The following is a 21,441-nucleotide window of genomic DNA, read 5'->3' as shown; positions in this document are numbered from 1 at the left end:
TTATATACTGCTAAACAAACCAGAAAATCCCATAAAAATTAATGCTAGTAAACCAGCAATAATTAAAGTTATTGGTGCACCTTTAAATACCTCAGGAATATCAGCATAATCAAGTTCTTGGCGAATTCCAGCCATAACCAAAAGAACTAAAGAAAAACCCAAACCACCAGAAAATCCAAAAACTACTGATTCTAAAAATGAGTAGTTTCTAGTTACCATAAAAAGAGCCGCACCCAAAATGGCACAATTAGTGGTGATTAATGGTAAATATATACCTAGAGCTTGATAAAGCGAATTTGAAAATTTGCGAATAAACATTTCGACCATCTGAACTAAAGATGCGATCACTAAGATAAAGATTACGTATTGCAAAAAAAGCAATCCAAACTTTACTAAAACTAAATGATAAATTAACCAACTAATGCTAGTTGCCAAAACCATCACAAAAGTAACCGCCAACCCCATCCCAAAGGCTGATTCAACCTTTCCTGAAACGCCCAAGAAAGGACAAATTCCGAGAAAGTAAGAAAGCACCAAATTGTTGACTAAAATCGCTGAAATAAAAATTAATAATAATTCGTTCATTTTTGTTCTAATTTATTCATTGTTGCGACTAAAAAACCTAGGACTAGAAATGCTCCAGCCGGAAGAATCATTACGATCAACGGATTATAGCTTAAAGGAAATAAACGAAATCCGAGAATTGTTCCGGCACCAAATAGCTCTCGAATTGAACCGAGCAAAAATACCCCCCAAGTAAAGCCTAAACCCATCCCCAAAGCATCAAATAAAGATGATGAAACTGAGTGCTTTGAAGCAAAGGCTTCACACCTTCCTAAAATAATGCAGTTAACAATAATTAAAGGAATATAAGGCCCGAGAGCACGACTAATCTCAGGAAATTGAGCCTTGAAGAACAGATCAACGATAGTAACAAAGGTAGCAATAATCACAGTATAAACAGCAATTCTTACTTGATGGGGAATTAATTTTTTAATCAAAGCAACCACTAAGGATGAAAAAAACAAAACAAAAATTACCGCCAGCCCCATAGAAAGACCGTTAATCGCCGAAGTAGTTACGGCTAAGGTCGGGCACATACCAAGAAGTTGACGAAATACCGGATGCTCTTTCCAAAGGCCTTTAATAAATTCTTTTTTCATTTTCTAACAAACCCTAGTTATCTTTCTTTAACTGCTTATGTAATATTTTAATACGTTCATTTAAGATATTAACCACTGCCCTTGAGGAAACGGTTGCTCCAGTAATTGCTTCAATTTGACTCTTTGAGTAGACTTTTGTCGCTTGACTAACAGCCGGGACCTTATCGTCATCAGTCGAAGCACCCTTAACACACTGGATTGATTCGCCTAAATTAAGTCCCTTAAACTGACCACTAAAAGGTTCTTCCTGTATCTTTGCTCCTAAACCAGGAGTCTCTAAAGAGTCGACTATTTCAATTCCCTCAAGGCGATTCAAGGAAGGGTTGGCTACCGCTAAGATTTTTATCTTTCCCTGGTAGCCTTGGCCTTGAGCTGAGAAAGCATAGCCGATTGACTTTCCTGATTTATCTTTTAACTTATAAATGACATCTTCCTCTACAACAATTTCTTCAATATCTGAATAACCAGGAGCAAGATTAGATATCGCGTCCTTTATTCTTTTAGCAGCATTAAACTCAATTTTTTTCTCAGCTAAGCCTTGAACTAAAGCTAAAAAAAACGCACAAATAATGCAGACTAAAGTTAAAACTACAATAATTTTAATTATTTCTTTCATCTTCCAAATGCCTTTGGGAGCGTATAGCGATTAATTAAAGGCGTCAAGGCATTCATGAAAAGAATCGAATACATGACCGCCTCCGGTAAACCACCAAAATAGCGAATTACCATAATCAATGCACCACAAGCTATACCGAAAATATATCGTCCTTTTTTAGTAATCGGGGTCGTAGCTGGATCGGTAGCCATAAACAGCGCCCCCAACAACAACCCTCCACTAAAAAGATGAAACAACACGTCGGCGTTAGTTGGCCTTAAAATAAAACCAATCTCTGAAATTATGACCACAGTCACAATCAGCGACAAAGGAATTCGCCAATCAGCAATTTTTCGAATCAAAAGATACAATCCGCCAATAATTATGCAAATAGCTGATGTCTCACCGAGGCTGCCGGAAATATTGCCAATAAATAAATCAAGATTAGGTGTAATTTCCTGACTAAATTTTTTTAATACTAAAGGTGTAGCTTGACTTATAGAATCCCATTGTTGAGGCTTCACAATTAACCAACGAATCGGCGCGCTAAAAGTGGTCAGCATTTTAGGGTAAGCAGCCATCAAAAAGGCCCTGGCAATTAAGGCCGGATTAAATATATTAGCACCTAGGCCACCGAAAATATGTTTTCCAATAAAAATTGCAAAAACTGAACCCATAGTAGCGGCATACCACTTAGTCGTCGGAGGCAAAATCAAGGCTAAAAGCAACCCAGTAACTGCGGCACTACCATCAGTTATCGCTAAAGCTTTCTTACGTAAGTATAGAATAACCGCCTCAGTGGCTATTGCGGTCACCATACAGTTCAAAATAAGCAATCCTGCCCTTAGGCCGAAAAAGTATACTGAAGCGCAAATTACCGGGATTAAGCCTACAAGCACTTGAGTCATTAAATGCTGAGTATCGACTTTTGATAAAAAATGTGGTGAACTACTTATTTTTAGGGGCATAACGTTTTCCTGCTTTTATATAATGCACAAGCGGAATTTTAGCCGGACAGCTAAAAGCACAGCAACCGCATTCAATGCAATCATTTATATTAAAAGTGCTTAAATCCTGATACTCGCCTTTTTTTGCTCGTTTATAGTACTCTAAAGGTAAAAGTTCCATCGGACAAGCGTCGACACAACGCGCACAACGCAAACAAGAACCTTCTGTCAGTTCTTTTGGCCCTTTAGTTAGAAACAAAAACCCTCCAGTTGATTTAAGGATTGGGTAATCCAAACTGTCCAAACTCGTCCCCATCATTGGGCCTCCGGAAATTATCTTCTCCGGTTCAGTTCTAAATTCTATAATTTTTTGGTCAAACAGTTCTTTGAGTGAAGTTCCGATTTTAACCCAAATGTTTTTTGGGGCAGTCAAGGCCTCGCCACAAAAACTCACTAAACGCTCGATTAAGGGCTTACTATAATAAACTGCTTCGTAAATAGCAAAACAGGTTGCAACATTATGCACCAAACAGCCAAGATCCAAAGGCAACTTTCCGCCAGGAACCTTACGTCTAGTAGTACTGTAAATTAATTGCTTTTCGCCGCCCTGGGGATAATAAGAAGGCAAAACCGCTGTGCGAGCTGCTAGCAAGGAAAACTTCTTCGTATGTATTAATAGATTTATCTGCTTTATTGCATCCGATTTGTTTTCTTCGACAGCAAAAATTACCACTTTGGGTTTAATTATCCGGCAAATAATTTCGATACCGAGAAAGATTTCTTTTAAATTCTCAACCATTAAACGATGATCGGTAGTGAGATAAGGTTCGCATTCACAGCCGTTAATAATTAAGGTGTCGATCGGTTTGGGACTTTTGAGTTTAACTTGAGTAGGAAAGGCTGCTCCACCCATGCCAACGATACCGCTAGCAGCAATAATTTCAATAAGCTTTTCCTTAGTAAGGTTCTCAATGCCCTCTCTCGGTAAATATTTTTTACTAACTCCTTGTGGTTCTAAAATAATTGCTTCAGATCTCCCTAAAACCGGATTGTTCCAAGCATTAATTGCTATTACCTTGCCACTAGCTGGGGCATGCAAATAGGAAGAGATGTAGCCATCTTGATTGGCGATTACTTGCGACTCTTCAATAAAATCACCAACCTTAACACAACAACTGGAAGGTTTTCCGGTATGTTGAGAAAGTGGTAGATAGAGCTTCTTTGGAGTCAAAAATTTTTCGCTTCGAAGCTTAGACTGAGGTTTTTTACATTCAGCTACTGTAATCATCACAAAAAATAAAACATAAGGAAAAAAATGATCCGATTATACCGACCGAAACTACAATTGTAAAGGGAGTCATAATATCAGCTAGTATTGAAGCACAAAGCATTGCAACTAAAAATCCTAAATGGGAAGTAAACTCTAAGCCGCTAAAAATTCTGCCTAGCAGATTCTCGTCACTCTCTCGATGAATTAAAGCATTGACCCCAACAAAAGCCGGAGAAATCATAATTCCTAGCCCGAAAGCCAGCAAAATTAAACAAATAGTATAGGGATATCCCCTTAAGAATACTGCAAAAAATACAATAAAAAAAGATGAAAGCAATACTGACCAGTTAATAACTTTTTTAATTGAAAACTTATGGGCAATTCGACCATAAGCTAAGGTTCCCAAAAAAATTCCTGCCCCTAAACCAACTGCAGCAAAGCCTACATCCTTGGTAACTGAAGATAAGGTATTTTGAATAAATCGAATGAACACGACGTACAAAGCTCCGATATATGAAAAAAGAAAGAAAAATATTTTAAAAGCGTACTTTGTTTCTTTTGATTTAAAAATATAGCCAATCCCTTCTTTTAATTCATACAAAAATGATTTCTTTACGCTAGCGACAACATTTTTTCCAATATCTAAAATGTCTTTAGCTAAGAACTCACCTTTGCCTTGAACCGAAATTAAAAAAATTGACATACCCGAAATAAAAAAAGTTGCCGCGTCGAGATTAAAGCCAACGACTAGCCCATATCTTTCGACCAATACCCCACCCAAACCAATTCCTAATACGGCAGCAATGGTTGCGGTATTAGATATTAATGAGTTAGCCATAAATATATCTTTTTTTTCAACCACTCGGGGTAAGAAGGCCATCTTAGCCGGAATGAAAAACCGACCAGCACTAAAAGAAAGGAAAATTAAAGCATATATCGGAATAAGTGAATGCGATTTAAGGAAAACAAACGGTATTAACAACATAAGAATAACCCTTATTGAATCGCAAAGGTAGAGTGTTTTACGCTTATCCCAACGGTCAATATACACACCAGATATTGGTGAAATAATAAAAACTGGCACAATCGCCATGCTCATTACAACCGCCAACTGGGCCGAAGATTTTGAAGCCGCCGATACTAAACCAACCAGAGCAATCTGAGTGAGCCGATCGCCAAATTGAGAAATTATTTGGCCAAACCAAAGAAGGAAAAAATTCCGTTTCTTGAGTATTTTTAAGTACCGCATTAAAGTGATCTTCCTTATTCTAAGCCGAGAGAGAGATTCGAACTCTCGACCTGAGACTTACGAAGCCCCTGCTCTGCCAACTGAGCTATCTCGGCAATATTCAAATTAGTAATCGATTTTAACAGAAATTGTCTCGGTTAACAAGCAAAAAGGAAAGTTCAATAAAAGGCTTGCCAGAATAATTAAATATTGTTAATATAGACCAAATTTAAATAAAATATGAAACTAGCAACCCCTTATTATTTAATTCACGAGGATAAATTATTAAAAAACCTCAAGCTAATCGAACGGATTAAAAAATCTTCTGGAGCAAAGTTCGTTTTAGCTTTAAAGTGTTTTTCTACCTGGAGCGTCTTTGGTTTAATGAAAAAATACCTTGATGGTACGACCAGCAGCTCTCTCCACGAAGCTCGCCTAGGATACGAAAAGTTTCAAAAAGAAGTCCAAATTTACAGTGTTGCTTTCTCTGAAAAGGAAATAAAAACTATTCGTCGCTATGCCGATAAGATTATTTTTAATTCAATCGGGCAACTAAAAAAATTCCATGGGAACACCTCTGGTTTAAAAATTGGTTTAAGAATTAACCCCGAAATCAGTTATTCACACTTTGATTTAGCCAATCCGGCTCGTAAGTACTCACGTCTTGGTGTGGTTGACAAAAAAGCTGTTCAAAACGTAGTTCATTTAATAAGCGGCCTCATGTTTCATTTTAACTGCGAAAATGATAATTTTAAAAATTTTTCTAACAATCTAAATATTATCGCCCGAAACTACCGAGATTTATTGCATAAAGTAAGCTGGGTAAGCTTAGGCGGCGGAATATACTTTACCAAGCCCGGTTATCCGGTAGATAAATTTTCGAGATTACTAAAGAACTTTAGCGATAAATTTGCGGTCCAAATTTATTTGGAACCTGGAGAAGCGGTTATCACTCAGTCAGCCGAACTAATAACCAGCGTACTGGATATAGTCCATAACAAGCTAAATATTGCCATTGTCGACTCCTCAATCGAAGCGCATTTATTGGATCTTTTAGTTTATCGAACCGAGGCTAAAATTAAAACTTCCGCTAAGGGACAATTTGAATATATGATTGCTGGTCGCTCCTGTTTAGCCGGAGATATATTTGGAACCTATAAATTTAAATCTCGATTAAAGATAGGCAGCATAATTAAAATTAATGATGTTGCCGGATATACCATGGTTAAAAAAAACTGGTTTAATGGATTACCAATGCCATCAATCGTCATAAAAAAGAAAACCGGGGGTTTAAAGGTCGTTCGTCATTTTGAATATAAAGACTTTTTAAACAATCTGTCATAGCTTAAAAATAAAGCAATAAACAAGGAGAATACTACGATGAAAAAAAACGTAATGATTGTCGGTGCTGGTGGAGTTGCCCATGTAGCTGCGCATAAGTGCGCTCAAAATAACGATATTTTAGGTGATATTTGTATTGCATCTCGCACACAAGATAAGTGTGAAAAAATCATAGAAAGCATTAAAAGAAAAAATAGCCTAAAAGATAAAAGCAAAAAACTTCACTCTCGTCAAATAGATGCCTATGATGTTTCGGCTACGGTAAAACTAATTAAAGAAACTAATTCAGAAATAATAATTAACCTTGCCACCACCTATATAAATAAAGCACTGCTTGAATCTTGCATCCAGGCTGGCGTATCCTATATAGACACTGCCATATATGAAGATCCAAATAAGGTTTGCGAGAATCCACCTTGGTACGCTAATTATGAATGGAAACGAAAGGATGAATGCTCGGAAAAACAAATCACCGCAATCCTCGGAGCAGGCTTTGATCCAGGAGTGGTCAACGCCTACTGCGCCTATGCTGTAAAGCACCACTTTGACACAATCGACACTATTGATATGATGGATGTTAATGCCGGAGACCACGGAAAATATTTTGCTACCAACTTTGATCCGGAGATAAACCTTCGTGAATTTATAAAAGTCTGGACCTGGATTGACCGAAAATGGGAATGTCTACCTGTCCACTCAGTTAAAAAAACCTATGATTTTCCGGAAGTTGGAAAACAAACTATTTACTTAAGCGGTCACGACGAAATCCATTCATTGTCAAAGAATATCGATGCTAATAGTATCCGCTTCTGGATGGGTTTTAGCGACCATTATATCAATATCTTTACTGTCCTCACTAGATTGGGTTTAACCTCAGTGAAACCGGTCACAACCGCAGAAGGAGTCGAAGTGGTGCCATTAAAAGTATTAAAGGCCGTTTTGCCAGATCCCTTATCACTTGCACCTAACTACACCGGAAAAACCTGTATCGGAAATCTAATTAAAGGAAAAAAAGACGGCAAAGACAAGGAAATTTTTATTTATAACAACTGTGACCACGCCGAATGTTATAAGGAAGTTGAGTCTCAAGCTATTTCCTACACTGCTGGAGTCCCCCCAGTTGCCACGGCCATGCTGATTGCTCAAGGCATTTGGGATATAAAAACAATGGTAAATGTCGAAGAGTTAAACCCTGATCCATTTATTGATTTGTTAAACAAGATTGGATTGCCAACAAAGATACGAGAAGAAAGCCCGGTTAAAGCGGAATAAAACGGTTATCCCTCGTCGCTTCGCTCCTCGGGATTAATTCGACTAAACCCAGAACTGAACTTCGTTCTGGTTCTGGGTAAGTCTCATTAAAAAAAGTGAAAAAAAATCTTGCCAAGCGATAAAATTTATGATATAAAAAGATAGTTCACTAAGGCGTTTAGTTTTTATGTTATATCAAAAAGAAATACTTAAAGGGGATGGGAACCAAACACTACCTGATTAGCAGTCAAGAAAATTACTCTGGGGTTGGCCTTGCCAGCAGGCCCCTTTCGACCAACGACACTACTCTTTCTTCCTCCAAAATTAAAAAACCAATCTTTGGTTACGAATTAATCCTCGATCTTTCAGGATGTGACTTATCAATCATGAGTTCAAAAAAGAAGCTTACCGAATATGTTAATACCTTATGTAAGTTGATTAAAATGAAGAAGTACGGTAAAGCTCAGCTGCCTTATTTTGGTCTAGATAAACCCTTCACCAAAGGCTATTCCTTGCTACAATTTATCGAAACTAGCTCAATTACCGGGCATTTTTCCGAACATTGGCAAAAGTCCTATATTAATATTTTTTCCTGCAAAAAGTATGACCACGAATTAGCTAAAAATTTCACTAAGGAATTTTTTAAGGCTACAAGTATCAAAAGCACTTTCCTTGTTCGCTAGATCCTTATTTTATTATTACTAATCCTTGAGGTAACTGTGGCTGGAGATTCTCTTTTAAAACTACAAAAGGAATGTCTTCAGTGAAATAAAAAATGGTTGTTATTCTACCGGCTAAACCTAGTTTTAAACCACTTTTAAAACTTATCTTAACTCTTGGACTAAAGCCTTGAGTGAAATAAAGTGGTAATCTAGTCCTCCTCAAAGCTCGCTCCAGGAGATGAATTAAGTCTAACTGCGAAAAATAAATCATTTCCTGACTCTTTTCTAAAATTACTTCTAAGGGAAACTTTTTATTAATCATAACTTATGGTTTGGAATTAATGAACGACCAAGGAAAATTTTTAGCTTGTCGGTTAAGGTAATCCTTAGGGTCAACTTTTTCTTGAACCATCGACTCTTGCCATGTCGGCCAGGAAAAATTCTCTCTATTGCCATCAAAGCAAACCCCCTTAGAGTAAGCGCGATAAATAACTTTACCAAATTCCCGATCACTGCCTGAAACAATAGCTTCGAAAATGCTACGCTGGATGGAAGAAAAAGTAACACTCACTCGCGATCGCTGGGGAAGATTTTTAATAATTACTTCTCGTTTTTTGTTTAAGACCGTTTCACTTTGCATCAAAAATCCCTCAGCTAAAGAAAAAGGCTTAGGTATAAAAGCATTGATGCTTACATTTAATTTAATATGACTACTTCTTGATAAAGATTTTAAAAATTCACCAATAGCCAACAGGTCTTCTTCGTTTTCTTGAGGAAAACCATACATAAAGTAAATCTTTATCGACTTAGCGCCTACACTTTTAAGTATTTTTGCTGCCTCAAACAAAATTTTGGTACCGATTCTTTTATTAAGACTTTCCCTCAAGGGGGCTCGTGCCGCTTCAATAGCAATAGTTAATGAAGCTTTTTTAAGTTTCGATAGTTTTCTATAAAGGCGTCCGACAATGTCACTAGCCCGTAAAGACGGCAAAGACAAACCAATTCGACGATTCTGACAATAATCAGAGCATAAATCAATAAGCTCCTCAATTTGGGAATAGTCAGAAGCCGAAAGCCCAAGGAATGAAAAATTCTCATAGCCACTTTTCTCATAGGCTACTTTTAATATATTTTGGATAGTTGCTATTTTTCGCTCACGATAGGGAGCATAAAGTGCTTGAGCTTGGCAAAAACTGCAACGATTAGGGCAACCTCTGGCAATTTCTATCGGGATACGATCATGAATGATTTCGGTGTGAGGAGTCAGCCAACTTTGAGGAACAAAGGCACGATCTAAATCCTTTACGTAAACTCGTTTCAAAGGAAGCCGAGCATATTCGTATTTTCGTCGAAAATCATATCCACCATCGACAAAGTTAACTTCGTAGAATTTAGGCACATAAAACCCTTCAATTTCAGCCAAAGCCCTTAAACGCGATTCTTTATCTTTGTATTTTCTTATTACCTTAACGAAATCATCAGCAACCTCCTCAAATTCACCCAAATAAAAAACATCGATGAATTCAGATAATGGTTCAGGGTTAGCAACCCCGCCGCCAACAACGATTTGTTGTTTACGATCTTTGGCTTTAGCTGGTATTAATCCGAGAGTTAAAATATGCAAAACATTGGTGAAATTAAGCTCACAACCAAGATGAAAACCAATAATTTCAAATTCATTTAGGGGTTTTTTTGTTTCAAGTGAAAATAAAGGTTTATTTTTTTCGCGAAGATAAGTTGATAAATCTTCAGCCGGCATAAAAGTACGTTCACAAAATAAATCAGGGTGTTGGTTAAGCAAGCCATAGACGATGTGCATGCCTAAATTGCTCATCCCAAGCTCATACAAATCAGGATAACAGAGGCAAAAAGAAATTTTTCCTGAAGGTGATTTTTTTATGACATTCCATTCATTGCCGATGTAACGCTGAGGTTTCCGAAAATTTGCAAAATTCATATTAAGTTACTTTGACACAATTAGAATAACTATTTTTGGGAATTATTTACGACTTCGGGAAATGTTGAAAAAAATACCTAAAAGGATAAAGGAAACCAACAAGCTGCTTCCTCCATAGCTTAAAAAAATAAGCGGCAGCCCTACTACCGGTAAAATACCTAAAGTCATACCGATATTAATAAATATATGCAGGAAAAAAAGTAAACTTATCCCCAAGCACAAAAAACAAGCAAATTGATCTTGAGTTTCTTTGGCCCGTTGAAGAACTTTACTTAAAATTAACCAATAAAGAATAATTAAAAAAAGTGAGCCAAAAAAACCCCACTCTTCAGCAATAACCGTAAATATAAAATCGGTATGGCGTTCAGGAAGAAAATTAAATTGATTTTGAGTTCCGGAAAGAAATCCCCGACCAGTAAACTTACCAGAGCCAACTGCAATCTTTGACTGAATAATTGTGTAGCCAGCACCTAAAGGGTCAAGATCCGAATTCATAAATACAAGCAAACGCCGCTTTTGATAATCCTTTAATGAACCAATTAAAAATGGCGATATTAAAAGACCAATAGCAATTAAACCAAAAAAGTACCGCTTAGGAATTCGTGAAAATAATCCTAAAGCGAGAAAAAGAAAAACAATAATTAAAGCTGTGCCTAAATCTGGTTGAATAAGTATAACCAGGGCATTAAAAGCAGTAAAACCCAACGGCAGCAAAAAAGCATGAATCGATTCCTGACGTGAAGAAAAAAACTTCGCTAAAATAATAATAGTCGCTATTTTTGATAACTCGGAAGGCTGAAAGGTAAACCCAAAAATTTCAATCCAACGTTGGGCTCCCATTACTTTTTTGCCAAAAAATAACACCCAAAAAAGTAATAACAAGTTAAACCCATAAATTAAATGAGCTAAATCGAAATAAATACGGTAATTAATATTAGCAAAAATTAGCAAGGCAAGCCAAGATACTGCTATCCAAAGTAACTGTCGATAAAGGATTTGCTGACCTACAAACTCTCCCGCCTGATGCAAGCTACTATATATTGAAATTAAACTTAAAGCATTAAAAATTAGTAAGCAAATAGCAACTGTTTTTAGCCCTTTAAGATTAACTACTGTTGCTCTTAATGAATGAGATCTCATAAAATCTTGTTTTCGGTTATTTTTTTAACAAAGTAATAGGCTATCTTTACCGCTTCATAACTAGATCCGCCATGTTCAAGTAATACGCAAATAGTATAAGTTTTCTCTTGATAGGAAAAAAAACCAATAAACCAACCGTGGGGTCTACCGGAATTTTGAGCAGTTCCGGTTTTACCGCTGAACTTGAGGTTTAAACGATTAAGAATCCTAGCTGTTCCGTCTTCTCTCAGTATTGTTTCACGCAAACCTTGACTTACTTTTTCAAGAGTTCTTTCGGAAATACCAAGATAAGTCTTATCTATTGCTCCAGACTCAACTGAGTCGATTTTTTTAATTAGTTGAGGTTTAACTAAATACCCTTTACTGGCAAAAACATTCATCGCTCGCATAGTCGCCAAAGGTGTCGCGGTCATGAAACCCTGACCAATCGAAAAATTAACCGTATCACCGGCAAACCAATTACTTTTAAGTTTTTTTTGTTTCCAACGCACATCAGGCACAAAACCCCTAGCCTCAAAAGGTAAATCTACATCGGTTAGGGAATCAAGGCCAAACTTTCGAGCCCATCTTGAAAGTGCATCTGGTCCAATTTTAAGCCCTAAATTGTAAAAATAAACATTGCAAGAGTGGGCTATCGCTTCAAAAAGATTCTGTCGTCCATGCACATGTGAACATCTAAATTTTGCAATCCCTAGGCGTAATTCTCCATTGCAATCAAAAGTTGTTGAGGATTTAGATTTATCCTCTTCTAAGGCAGCAACTGCAACAATTGGCTTAAAGGTCGAGCCCATTGGATACTTAGCCTGAAGAGCTCGATTAAGCAAGGGGCTTTTCGAATTATTCAAAAAGCTGCTGGTATTTTTGCCCTCTATAAAACTATTAGGATTAAAAGCCGGCCTCGAACAAAGAGAAATCAATTCACCATTGTCGGCATTCATTAAAATAACAGCACCAGGTCTATCGCCCAACGATTCATAAGCAGCTTGCTGGACAAGACTGTCGACAGTTAGATAGATATCTTTACCTTTTTGTGGGCGTTGTTGACCCAAATAACCCATAATTCTTCCATGAGAATCAACCTCAACAAGCTCTCCACCGTCGGAACCCTTAAGGTAAGTATCATAGAACTGCTCAATGCCACCGAAACCAACACGTTCCATCGGACTATAGCCATAACTTTTTAACTGTTCGTAAAATGATTTGGCCTGTTTAACATAACCTAAAATATGAGCAAAAGCGTAAGGGTTAGAATAATAACGCTGTGGCCGAGTAGTAATAACTAAAGAATCGCTAAATTTTTCATTCAATTCCAAGGCTTTAGTCTTATCAACATTAGTAATTATATCTACTGGACTAAAAAAACTACTTAAGTTTCTACGATAATTTTTATTTAAAGATCCGACACTTAAGCTTGAATAGTCACTTAATTCTTGAAATAATGAGTCCTTAATCGTTTTAACCTGATAAGGAATCACACCTAGGTTAAATTCAGCCCGATCATATGCAATAGAAATTCCATTTCGATCCAAAATTTCCCCGCGCATAGACGACAAAGGAAGCACTTTAAGATAATTATTTTTTGCGCGTTGAAAATAATACTCGCCACGAAAGAGCTGGTACCAACTTAAGGTTCCGAGCAATACGCAAAAACCTATAAAATATACTTTTTCTAAGGTTGAAAGGGAAAAAAGATTGTTGATTTTCTGAAAAAATTTTCTTAACATAGTTAAAAAGTAACCTAACTTTTTAAAAAATAAAAAGTTATGGAGTTAGCTCATTTAAACATACCCTAATGATAAGCTGGGAGCGCTTTTTGGTTAAGTAAATAATCAATAAAATAATAAACGCAAATTGATTGAATGAGGAACTGGAATGAAAAAAACGAAATAAACAATCCCAATTGCACTGAATTAACTAAAATATGTACACAAAGGCTCAAAAACACAATGACCCCTTTAACAATAAATAGTTGTTGTGGCTTAGCTAAAAAAATACGGCGCGAGCGTATATATTGAATAAGTAAACAGATAAACAAAAATTCAAATAAAGTAACCGCAGATCCATTGAGAATAAAAAAATTGCGAAAGCACGCTGACAAAAAACTAGCAACCAAGGCTATTGCTAGCGATTCATTAAGCGCAATGATAATAAGCCCCAAAAAAATGAATTCAACCGATAAAAAATAACCAAAAGGCTTTATTAAGTCCAAAAGGAAAAAAACTGAAATAATAATGAAAGCTCTTAGGGAGGGTTTAATCATTTGACGATATATATTTGATTGAAAGTTACATCTTCTTGAAACATTTCTACTCCAACATTCCAAAATAAACTATCATCAGTTTTGCTTAGGCTTTTTACTTTACCAATTTCTATTGCTGAAGATAACTGAGCAACTTTGAGCCAAACCTTATCCCCTAATTTTATATTATCGCTGTCTTCAACATAGAGAACCTGAGCTCCGGTTACTCCTCCCTTTAAAAGTCCTAGGGCACCTTGACCAATAAATACCGATGCGGTAAAGTCAGGATCACCAACCAACATTAGGTAGGCAAATTTTTTATCGGCCTCAACAATCCTCCCTAAAAGATTGCCGTCCTGATCAATAGCGAAAAGACCCTTTGTGACGCCTTGATCCTCACCAACATTAACAACTATCAATCGCTGCCAAGCTGAAGGAGAAAATGCTAAAACTTCTGCACCAATCAAGTGATATTGAGTATTAGTTTTAAAATTTAGCGCTTTCTTTAAATTTTGGTTCTCTTGGTAAAGAGACTCATATCTAGCTAGTTTTAAAATTAATTCTAAATTTTTTTGTTTAAGTTCAACTAAATGCTGCTTATTCCTTGTTGGATAATGCAAAAATTGGTTAGCACTAAAAAAAATTAAGTAACGGACGAAACCACGAAAGGTAAAAAAAAGCAGAAAAAGAGATATGAAAATTAGAACAAAAGACTTAACTTTTAATTTAGAAGGAAGATACAAGGGAAAGCTTCTTTAGAAATTTTGGTTCTTCTAGGATTTTTCCAGTACCTAAGGCTACTGCGGTTAAAGGATCGTCGGCCACAAAACAAGCCAAGCCGGTTTCTTCAGAAATTAACTTATCCATCCCCCTTAACAATGCTCCGCCGCCGCAAAGAACAATTCCTCTTTCAATAAGATCAGCTGCTAATTCCGGAGGTGTACGCTCTAAGGTAACTTTCGTTGCTTCTAAAATCTCTCTTAGCGGAGACTCCAAGGCTTTACGAATTTCATCCGAATGGGCCTTGATAAATTTAGGAAGACCGGTAATAAGATCACGTCCTCTGACCTCAATCGTCATTTCCTCTTCGATTGGCCATGCTGAACCAACCTTAATCTTTATCTCTTCAGCTGTTCGCTCACCAATCATTAAATTATAATTTTTCTTCATATGTTCAATTATCGCTGCATCCATCTCATCGCCGCCAATGCGAATTGAACGAGCGAAAACTATTCCGCCCAGCGAAATAACAGCAATCTCGGTAGTTCCGCCTCCGATATCAATTATCATGTTGCCTTGAGGTTCAGCGATCGGTAAGCCCACACCAATGGCAGCAGCAATTGGCTCTTCAACCGGTATTACCTCTCGCGCTCCGGCTCGATGAGCAGAATCCTTAACTGCTCGCTGCTCTACTTCAGTAATCCCCGAAGGAACAGCAACAACGATTCTTGGTCCAATAATAAATTTACGCGGATAAGCTTTTTTAATAAAATAACGCAGCATCTCTTCGGTCACACCGAAGTCAGCAATAACGCCATCCTTCATCGGTCGGATAGCAACAATACTTCCAGGAGTTTTCCCAAGCATACGCTTAGCTTCATCGCCAACAGCTAAGGGCACTCCCGTATCCTTATAAATAGCAACAACTGAAGGCTCACACAAAACAATTCCTTCACCACGTACATAAACTAGGGTCGTAGCTGTACCTAAATCTATACCAATATCGCTAGAAAAAGTACCTAATAGATCCTGAGCCTTTTTCACTATTGAATTAATCAGTTTCATTGCTTTATTCATAGTAATTTTAATAATAACAAAGAGTCATACCCCTGTCAATAGGTTTCGCATTTATGTCAACTGAGGCCCAGACATCAACCTTTTAAGACTCCTTAAGCACCGCTCCGTCAGAAGCCGAGCTTACCAGCCTAGCATAGCGACTTAAATACCCTTTGCTAGCCTTGGGAGCCTTAATTTTCATTACTTTTTTTCTAATTTTTATTTCACTCTCTGAAAGCTTAACTTCTATTTTTCGCTTAGCTATATCGATCGTGATTAAATCACCATCTTTTAAATAGGCCAATAAACCACCTTGAGCTGCCTCGGGAGAAATATGACCAATGCAAGGACCTCGGGTTCCTCCGGAAAAACGCCCATCAGTAATCAAAGCCACATGCTTATGGAGATTTAATCCGACTATAGCTGAGGTAGGTGAAAGCATTTCACGCATGCCAGGACCACCGCTAGGACCTTCATAGCGGATAACTACAACTTGTCCTTTTTTAATTTTTTTGTTTAAGATAGCTGCCATTGCTTCTTCTTCAGAGTCAAAAATATGAGCCTTGCCGGAAAATTTTAGCATCTCTGGATCTACGGCTGACTGTTTAACTACTGCTCCTTCAGGCGCTAAGTTACCAAAAAGAATAGCAATACCACCTTCCTTATGATAGGACTTATCTAGTGATCGAATCACATCATGGTCATAAACAACTGCGTTCTTAGCAATTTCTTTAACTGGTTTTAAAGAAACTGTTGGATTTTGATTCAGTTTATTCGTTAGACGTTTTAAAACTGCTGGTATGCCTCCAGCTCTATCCAAATCCTCCATAAAATGGTCGCCAGCAGGCCGTAAATTGGTAATGTGAGGTGTATCAAGGCTTATCCGATCAAAATCATTCAAGGTTAGCTTCACCTTAGCCTCATTAGCAATGGCCATAAGATGTAAAACTGTGTTGGTTGACCCTCCCAAAGCCACATCAACCCTAATTGCATTTTCAAGAGACTTTTTATTTACAATATCACGAGGCTTTATATCCTGTTTAACTAACTCTACAATTTTTTGTCCACTTTCGTAGGCAATGCGTATCTTTTTATTTAAAACTGCGGGGGCAGTTGCGCAGCCGGTAAGTGAGAGTCCAATGGTCTCAGTAAGGCAAGCCATAGTATTTGCCGTATAAAGCCCTTGGCAAGAACCACAAGACGGACAAGCTTCAATTTCTAATTTTTTTTGTTCGCTATCGCCAATCTTACCGGCCTTATAGCGCCCAACCGCCTCGAAGGTATCACGAACTAAAGAAAGTCGTTGATTTTTAAAATTTCCCGAAAGCATTGGCCCAGCTGTAACTACAATCGTAGGTATGTTCATCCTTAAGGAACCCATAATCATACCCGGAGTAATTTTATCACAGTTGGTAAGAAGAACTAGTCCATCTAAGGCATAGGCGGAAGCCATACTTTCAATAATGTCAGAAATTAATTCTCGAGAAGGTAGCGATTGTTTCATTCCTTCATGACCCATAGCAATACCGTCACAGATTCCTGGAACGCCGAAAATGAAAGGGGCTCCACCAGCATTCTCGATACCCCGTTCAATGTAACGCTCTAAAGTACGCATGTTAATATGACCAGGTATTAAATCGCTAAAGCTTGATGCAATTGCAATAAAAGGCCGACTCAGATGGCTCGAATGAACACCAGTTCCGTAAAGCAATGCCCGGTTAGGCATTCTTTCAATACCTTTTTTTATTTTATCTGAACGCATTAGTTGCCTCCATTTTAATTAGTCAGCCCCTTCTAGTTCACCTAAATCTTTTTCTTCGGCTAAAAAATAATCTTTTTCTTTATCGAAGCTCACCACTTTAACGTAATTATCGACATGCTCCTTGGTACCTTTTATCTTTAGTTGCTCAAAAAGAAAAGTAAACTCTTCCTCGAGCACTGAAGATATCTTGTCTTTTAGCTCTCCCGGTAAAGAGTGGATTTGCGTTTTAAAAGGGCCGAAAGCTTTCTTACGTGTTTTATAGATAAACTGATCTTCGGTCCAGTCCGGCTTTTTTTCACCAGAACAATTATCGTGTAACCAAGTATAAATCTTTTCCTTTAAAGGAAGTGGTAAATAGTCATAAACCATATTTTGAAATTGAGTTGCCAAATGAATCTCGGCGCAGCCAACTTCGGGAAACCGATGAAAAGCCTCATTAGGTAAGGTTGAAGCTCCGTGCTGGACAGCTCCGGCTAAACCATACTTTTCTCTAGCTATCTCAGAAAGTTTAGCCAAAGTATCGAAATCAATACTGACTTTAGCAATCGAACCGTCAGGTAGCACCACCCCTCCATGGCTGGTTCCGGTCTGAATACTTATTTTAGATATGCCAAGCTTATCGCCAACAGATTTTACATATCCTTGCATAAAAGCATTAAGCTCCTCAGAGGTTGAATTTTTTCCGCCAACTTCTCCAATCTCACCGCCAATCGAAACTTCAACTCCTTCTGGTTGTAATTGTCTTATGCGATGGGTAATTTCAGAACAAACTTCATAATTATTTTTCTGTTGCTCATCCAGATTATCTTTTTCTAAATCAACCAAAGTTGATGAATCAATATCAATATTGTAAAAATGACCACCAATTGCTTCCTCAAGTAACTCTTTTAACTGAGAAATTTCCTTTTTTGGATCTTTTAAGTAATTAGCTGCCTTAAGTTGAAAATGGTCACCCTGAATAAAAATTGGCCCCTGATAATTTTCTTTAAGTGCCGCTAAGGTGATCACTGCTGTGTATTCTAATGGTCTTTGGTCAGTGTAACCAATTTCACTTTTAGCAATCTCAAAAATAAAAGCTCCCGCGTTAATTTTATTAGCTGCACGGAAAACTGCCCGAGCCAAATCAAAGGTAAGGGTCCGAATATTCATCGCCGGAACCGTAAAACCACTTACTTTTTTCTGTCCCATCGCGTTATAGAGCCCCTGAATTGAAGAAGGAACTACCCCCAATCTGAGACCAGCACTATAAACTACCCAATATGAAAGCCTTCGTAGGTGCGCATCATTACTTAAAATAATAGTATCTAAAAGACTATCAATTCCACTATCGCGAAACTTTGCTTCATCTACGATTTCGATGCGACCATCTTCCTCTTTAATGCCATTATTACTAAGTAACTCTGCCTCGCTTTTGTAAATCATTTTAACCTCCTTAAGGATAATTCGACTATCTAATTTTTCTCACTCAATAATAAAAATTACAATCTCATTAAAATTATGTAAGAATTTTAATTAATTTGTAATATTTTTCCACTTCTATATCTTTTTTCTTAATCGCCTTAGCTAAAGGAATAGTTATTAGTTGTTCATCCTTTAAGGCTACGCAACGGTCGGTTTTTCCTTTTAATAAAACCTCAACTGCATAATGCCCATAGCGAGCAGCAAGCATTCGGTCAAATGCTGTAGGAGAACCTCCCCGCTGGACATGACCAAGCACAACTTCTCTGGTTTCAAGACTAGTTATCTTAGTGATCTCAGAAGCAATTTTAGAAGCTTTTGCTTTCCCTTCAGCCACAATAATTATCCAGCTGCGCTTTCCGCGAATATTACCTTCAACTATATTTTCACAAATATTTTTTATGTTAAATTTCAATTCCGGAAGTATTGCCTCTTCGCAACCAGCAGCTAAAGCAACTCTCAAAGCAATATAACCACAGTCTCTACCCATAACCTCAACCACAAATATTCGCTCTAGGGACGTCGCTGTATCACGTACCTTATCCAATGCCTCTAAGGCAACATTGGTTGCCGTGTCAGAACCAATTGTCATAGTCACACCATTAACATCATTATCAATGGTTGCCGGGATACCAATGACTGGTATAGAATGGCGGCTGGCAAGAATATGGGCTCCGGTTAATGAACCATTTCCACCAATAACAATCAATCCCTCGATATCATGATCTTTTAGGGTTCGAGCTGCCTGACGTTGTCCAGAGATAGTTTTAAAACGTTTAGAACGAGCAGTCTTAAGAATTGTTCCACCGCGATTAATGATCCCGGAAACCGACCGACGATCAAGAAGCTTAATATCGCCTTCAATTAAACCCTCATAACCACGCATAACACCAATAACCTCTACATTTTTAGCGGCTGCACTGCGCACTAAAGACCTGAGGGCGGCATTTACTCCGGCACAATCTCTAGTTAATACGGCTATTCGTTTCATAATCCACTAACTGGGGCATCCTTAGGATAAGTCACGGTAAAATCTATATCAATATCCTTTTTCTCGCCCGGTTTAAGATCAATAATCCACAATTTAAGCCCTTCTTGATCTTGATAGTTTTCTTTATTTGGCTTAAGTGAAATCTTAATATCCTTTACTTCTATCCGATCAGTCTTTGATACTGGGATTGCATCAACTAAATGCAGCTTAACTGCCTTATCTTTTCTGTTTTCGACAGTTATTTTAAAGGCTAGGTTACGGATGATTGTTTGTCGCTGAATTTTTTTAAAAAAAGTTTCTTGGATTTTATCCTTTAACTTTTCGCGCTTTACGATTACCTGACGGTCTGCCCCAAGATTAATATCAAATTTCTCTCCGGCTTTTTTCTCAGCCAATTGAGTCTTTCCAACAAATCTTCCGGCAAAATAAACATTTAACAATCCCGGCAAGAGCTCCTTGTCAGGAGTAATACGACTGGTCAGAAAAACTAAAGAAGAAACTTTGGGTACAGAATAATGAAAAAAATCACCCTTAAGCGTTTTTGAAAAAAGCGGCAAAGTAGTTTCTTTGTTCTGTGAATCAATCGAAACCTTTTGCGGAAGCTGATACTCAAAAGAAAGTGGCAGCTCTTTTTGAACCGCTTGAACAAATTTAGCTTCCTCTTCTCTTTCATAAGGAGCGGCACCCATTTCATCGCCAGCAAAACCTTTCTCTGCAAGTCCCTCAAATTGAAAATTAGTTGTCCTTGCTAGACTAAGCACATCCTGCTTCTTATAGGACGTTAGATCAAGTAACCAACTGCCTAATGAAGGAATATCAGATCCTTTAAGCGGCATAACATTCGAAATTGCCAACTTTACATCTTTCCAATCTTCGCCGGTCTTCTGTATAATTTGTGAAAACATCGTTAAGTTTATCTTTTTTAACTCAAGCGGCACATTTACCTTATAAAATGGCTGCCAGTAGGCACCTTGAACTAGATAGGTTGCATCAATAGTTATTTTTTGATTTACGAGACTATTAAACGCAACTTCAATAACTTTCTTGGTTTTTTGATTTGGCCGACGCAAAGAAGCTAATTCTTTTTCAACAACCTTTATCTCTTTTTCTAACTCCCTTAACTCTTGAGCCAAAACTATCGCCCGCTGATTAATTTCACTATAACCATCAGATAAAAAGCTAAGCGCCTCTTTTAAATCCTTAGAATTAGGAAAGCTTGTTTTTATGTCTTCCGGAACTTGGGTTTGAGCAAAATCAATCAATGAGTTTAAAAACTTCTCTTGCTTGCCTAGAACATCACTTTCCTTAAGCCAGGATAATTTTTTATCATTTAAATCTTCAAGCTTTTTGGTTAAAATATTTACTTTTTCCTGAGGCTCGATTTTTAAATAAATTTGCCTAAGCTGAACACTGTTAATCTCCCCTTTTCCGTAAATACTCAACTGAATTGAATCCGAATCTACCTGATAAGCGTCAACGTCAATTTGCAGCTCGTTTAACCCTTTAATAACATTAGTTTCAGCTTGACGAGTAACTAGGGCTTGGTCGGAAAAAGTAACCACTTCAGTAATTTCAGAATTAACTACTTGCTGACAAAACCCCACCGGAATCAAAACAAACGAAAACAGAATAAAACCAACCAGATAGCGCATAAGTGCCTC

General features: G+C 37.5%; 19 protein-coding genes and 1 tRNA gene. 3 read left to right on the top strand and 17 right to left on the bottom strand.

Translation table 11 applies throughout. The annotated features are described in order from the left end of the window. From K9L86_02075 to K9L86_02045, 7 genes are all read right to left on the bottom strand, one after another. Entirely contained in the window at nucleotides 1–585 is a 585-nt protein-coding gene (locus K9L86_02075) for an RnfABCDGE type electron transport complex subunit A (GenBank protein ID MCF7907647.1), read from the bottom strand. Continuing rightward, complete coding sequence (locus tag K9L86_02070) at nucleotides 582–1,163, bottom strand: electron transport complex subunit E (GenBank protein MCF7907646.1); 582 nt, start codon at nucleotides 1,161–1,163, stop codon at nucleotides 582–584. Before K9L86_02070 ends, K9L86_02075 begins: the two co-directional genes overlap by 4 nt. A gap of 13 nt (nucleotides 1,164–1,176) precedes the next feature. Continuing rightward, nucleotides 1,177–1,779 carry an RnfABCDGE type electron transport complex subunit G gene (locus K9L86_02065; GenBank protein MCF7907645.1) on the bottom strand — a complete coding sequence of 201 codons (603 nt, stop codon included), beginning with the start codon at nucleotides 1,777–1,779 and terminating at the stop codon, nucleotides 1,177–1,179. Then, nucleotides 1,776–2,726 (bottom strand): RnfABCDGE type electron transport complex subunit D, encoded by a 951-nt coding sequence (locus tag K9L86_02060; GenBank protein ID MCF7907644.1) that lies wholly within the window; start codon nucleotides 2,724–2,726, stop codon nucleotides 1,776–1,778. The genes K9L86_02065 and K9L86_02060 overlap by 4 nt, the downstream gene beginning before the upstream one ends. Next, nucleotides 2,707–3,993 carry an electron transport complex subunit RsxC gene (rsxC, locus tag K9L86_02055; GenBank protein ID MCF7907643.1) on the bottom strand — a complete coding sequence of 429 codons (1,287 nt, stop codon included), beginning with the start codon at nucleotides 3,991–3,993 and terminating at the stop codon, nucleotides 2,707–2,709. The genes K9L86_02060 and rsxC overlap by 20 nt, the downstream gene beginning before the upstream one ends. Then, entirely contained in the window at nucleotides 3,977–5,224 is a 1,248-nt protein-coding gene (locus K9L86_02050) for an MFS transporter (GenBank protein MCF7907642.1), read from the bottom strand. The genes rsxC and K9L86_02050 overlap by 17 nt, the downstream gene beginning before the upstream one ends. A gap of 22 nt (nucleotides 5,225–5,246) precedes the next feature. Beyond that, a tRNA-Thr gene (locus tag K9L86_02045) sits at nucleotides 5,247–5,319 on the bottom strand. Between the two features lie 124 nt (nucleotides 5,320–5,443). Between K9L86_02045 and nspC the strand changes: the two genes are divergently transcribed. From nspC to K9L86_02030, 3 genes are all read left to right on the top strand, one after another. Further along, nucleotides 5,444–6,547 (top strand): carboxynorspermidine decarboxylase, encoded by a 1,104-nt coding sequence (gene nspC, locus K9L86_02040; GenBank protein MCF7907641.1) that lies wholly within the window; start codon nucleotides 5,444–5,446, stop codon nucleotides 6,545–6,547. A 36-nt stretch (nucleotides 6,548–6,583) separates the two neighbouring features. Then, complete coding sequence (locus K9L86_02035; protein ID MCF7907640.1) at nucleotides 6,584–7,816, top strand: saccharopine dehydrogenase family protein; 1,233 nt, start codon at nucleotides 6,584–6,586, stop codon at nucleotides 7,814–7,816. Nucleotides 7,817–8,013: 197 nt separating this feature from the next. Continuing rightward, nucleotides 8,014–8,478 carry an S-adenosylmethionine decarboxylase gene (locus K9L86_02030; GenBank protein MCF7907639.1) on the top strand — a complete coding sequence of 155 codons (465 nt, stop codon included), beginning with the start codon at nucleotides 8,014–8,016 and terminating at the stop codon, nucleotides 8,476–8,478. 4 nt (nucleotides 8,479–8,482) lie between these two features. Here K9L86_02030 and K9L86_02025 read toward each other — a convergent pair whose 3' ends face one another. From K9L86_02025 to K9L86_01980, 10 genes are all read right to left on the bottom strand, one after another. Further along, a complete protein-coding gene (locus K9L86_02025; protein MCF7907638.1) occupies nucleotides 8,483–8,779 on the bottom strand; it encodes a TIGR03936 family radical SAM-associated protein in 297 nt (98 codons plus the stop codon). A 3-nt stretch (nucleotides 8,780–8,782) separates the two neighbouring features. Then, nucleotides 8,783–10,414 (bottom strand): TIGR03960 family B12-binding radical SAM protein, encoded by a 1,632-nt coding sequence (locus K9L86_02020; protein MCF7907637.1) that lies wholly within the window; start codon nucleotides 10,412–10,414, stop codon nucleotides 8,783–8,785. Nucleotides 10,415–10,456: 42 nt separating this feature from the next. Then, complete coding sequence (rodA, locus tag K9L86_02015) at nucleotides 10,457–11,554, bottom strand: rod shape-determining protein RodA (GenBank protein MCF7907636.1); 1,098 nt, start codon at nucleotides 11,552–11,554, stop codon at nucleotides 10,457–10,459. After that, a complete protein-coding gene (gene mrdA / locus K9L86_02010; GenBank protein ID MCF7907635.1) occupies nucleotides 11,551–13,278 on the bottom strand; it encodes a penicillin-binding protein 2 in 1,728 nt (575 codons plus the stop codon). Before mrdA ends, rodA begins: the two co-directional genes overlap by 4 nt. Before the next feature lie 532 nt (nucleotides 13,279–13,810). Then, nucleotides 13,811–14,413: a rod shape-determining protein MreC gene (locus K9L86_02005; protein MCF7907634.1), complete on the bottom strand. Its 603-nt coding sequence runs from the start codon at nucleotides 14,411–14,413 to the stop codon at nucleotides 13,811–13,813. Nucleotides 14,414–14,519: 106 nt separating this feature from the next. Continuing rightward, entirely contained in the window at nucleotides 14,520–15,560 is a 1,041-nt protein-coding gene (locus tag K9L86_02000) for a rod shape-determining protein (protein MCF7907633.1), read from the bottom strand. A 112-nt stretch (nucleotides 15,561–15,672) separates the two neighbouring features. Further along, nucleotides 15,673–17,331 (bottom strand): dihydroxy-acid dehydratase, encoded by a 1,659-nt coding sequence (ilvD, locus tag K9L86_01995; GenBank protein ID MCF7907632.1) that lies wholly within the window; start codon nucleotides 17,329–17,331, stop codon nucleotides 15,673–15,675. 18 nt (nucleotides 17,332–17,349) lie between these two features. Continuing rightward, nucleotides 17,350–18,753 (bottom strand): class II fructose-bisphosphate aldolase, encoded by a 1,404-nt coding sequence (locus tag K9L86_01990; protein MCF7907631.1) that lies wholly within the window; start codon nucleotides 18,751–18,753, stop codon nucleotides 17,350–17,352. A gap of 73 nt (nucleotides 18,754–18,826) precedes the next feature. Beyond that, a complete protein-coding gene (locus K9L86_01985; protein MCF7907630.1) occupies nucleotides 18,827–19,780 on the bottom strand; it encodes a 6-phosphofructokinase in 954 nt (317 codons plus the stop codon). Then, complete coding sequence (locus tag K9L86_01980; protein MCF7907629.1) at nucleotides 19,777–21,432, bottom strand: DUF4139 domain-containing protein; 1,656 nt, start codon at nucleotides 21,430–21,432, stop codon at nucleotides 19,777–19,779. The genes K9L86_01985 and K9L86_01980 overlap by 4 nt, the downstream gene beginning before the upstream one ends. Nucleotides 21,433–21,441 lie beyond the last annotated feature (9 nt).

The organism is Candidatus Omnitrophota bacterium (assembly GCA_021735655.1).
In the GTDB taxonomy this organism is placed as follows: domain Bacteria; phylum Omnitrophota; class Gorgyraeia; order Duberdicusellales; family 4484-171; genus JAHKAJ01.
This window is presented reverse-complemented; position numbering and strand designations above follow the sequence as displayed.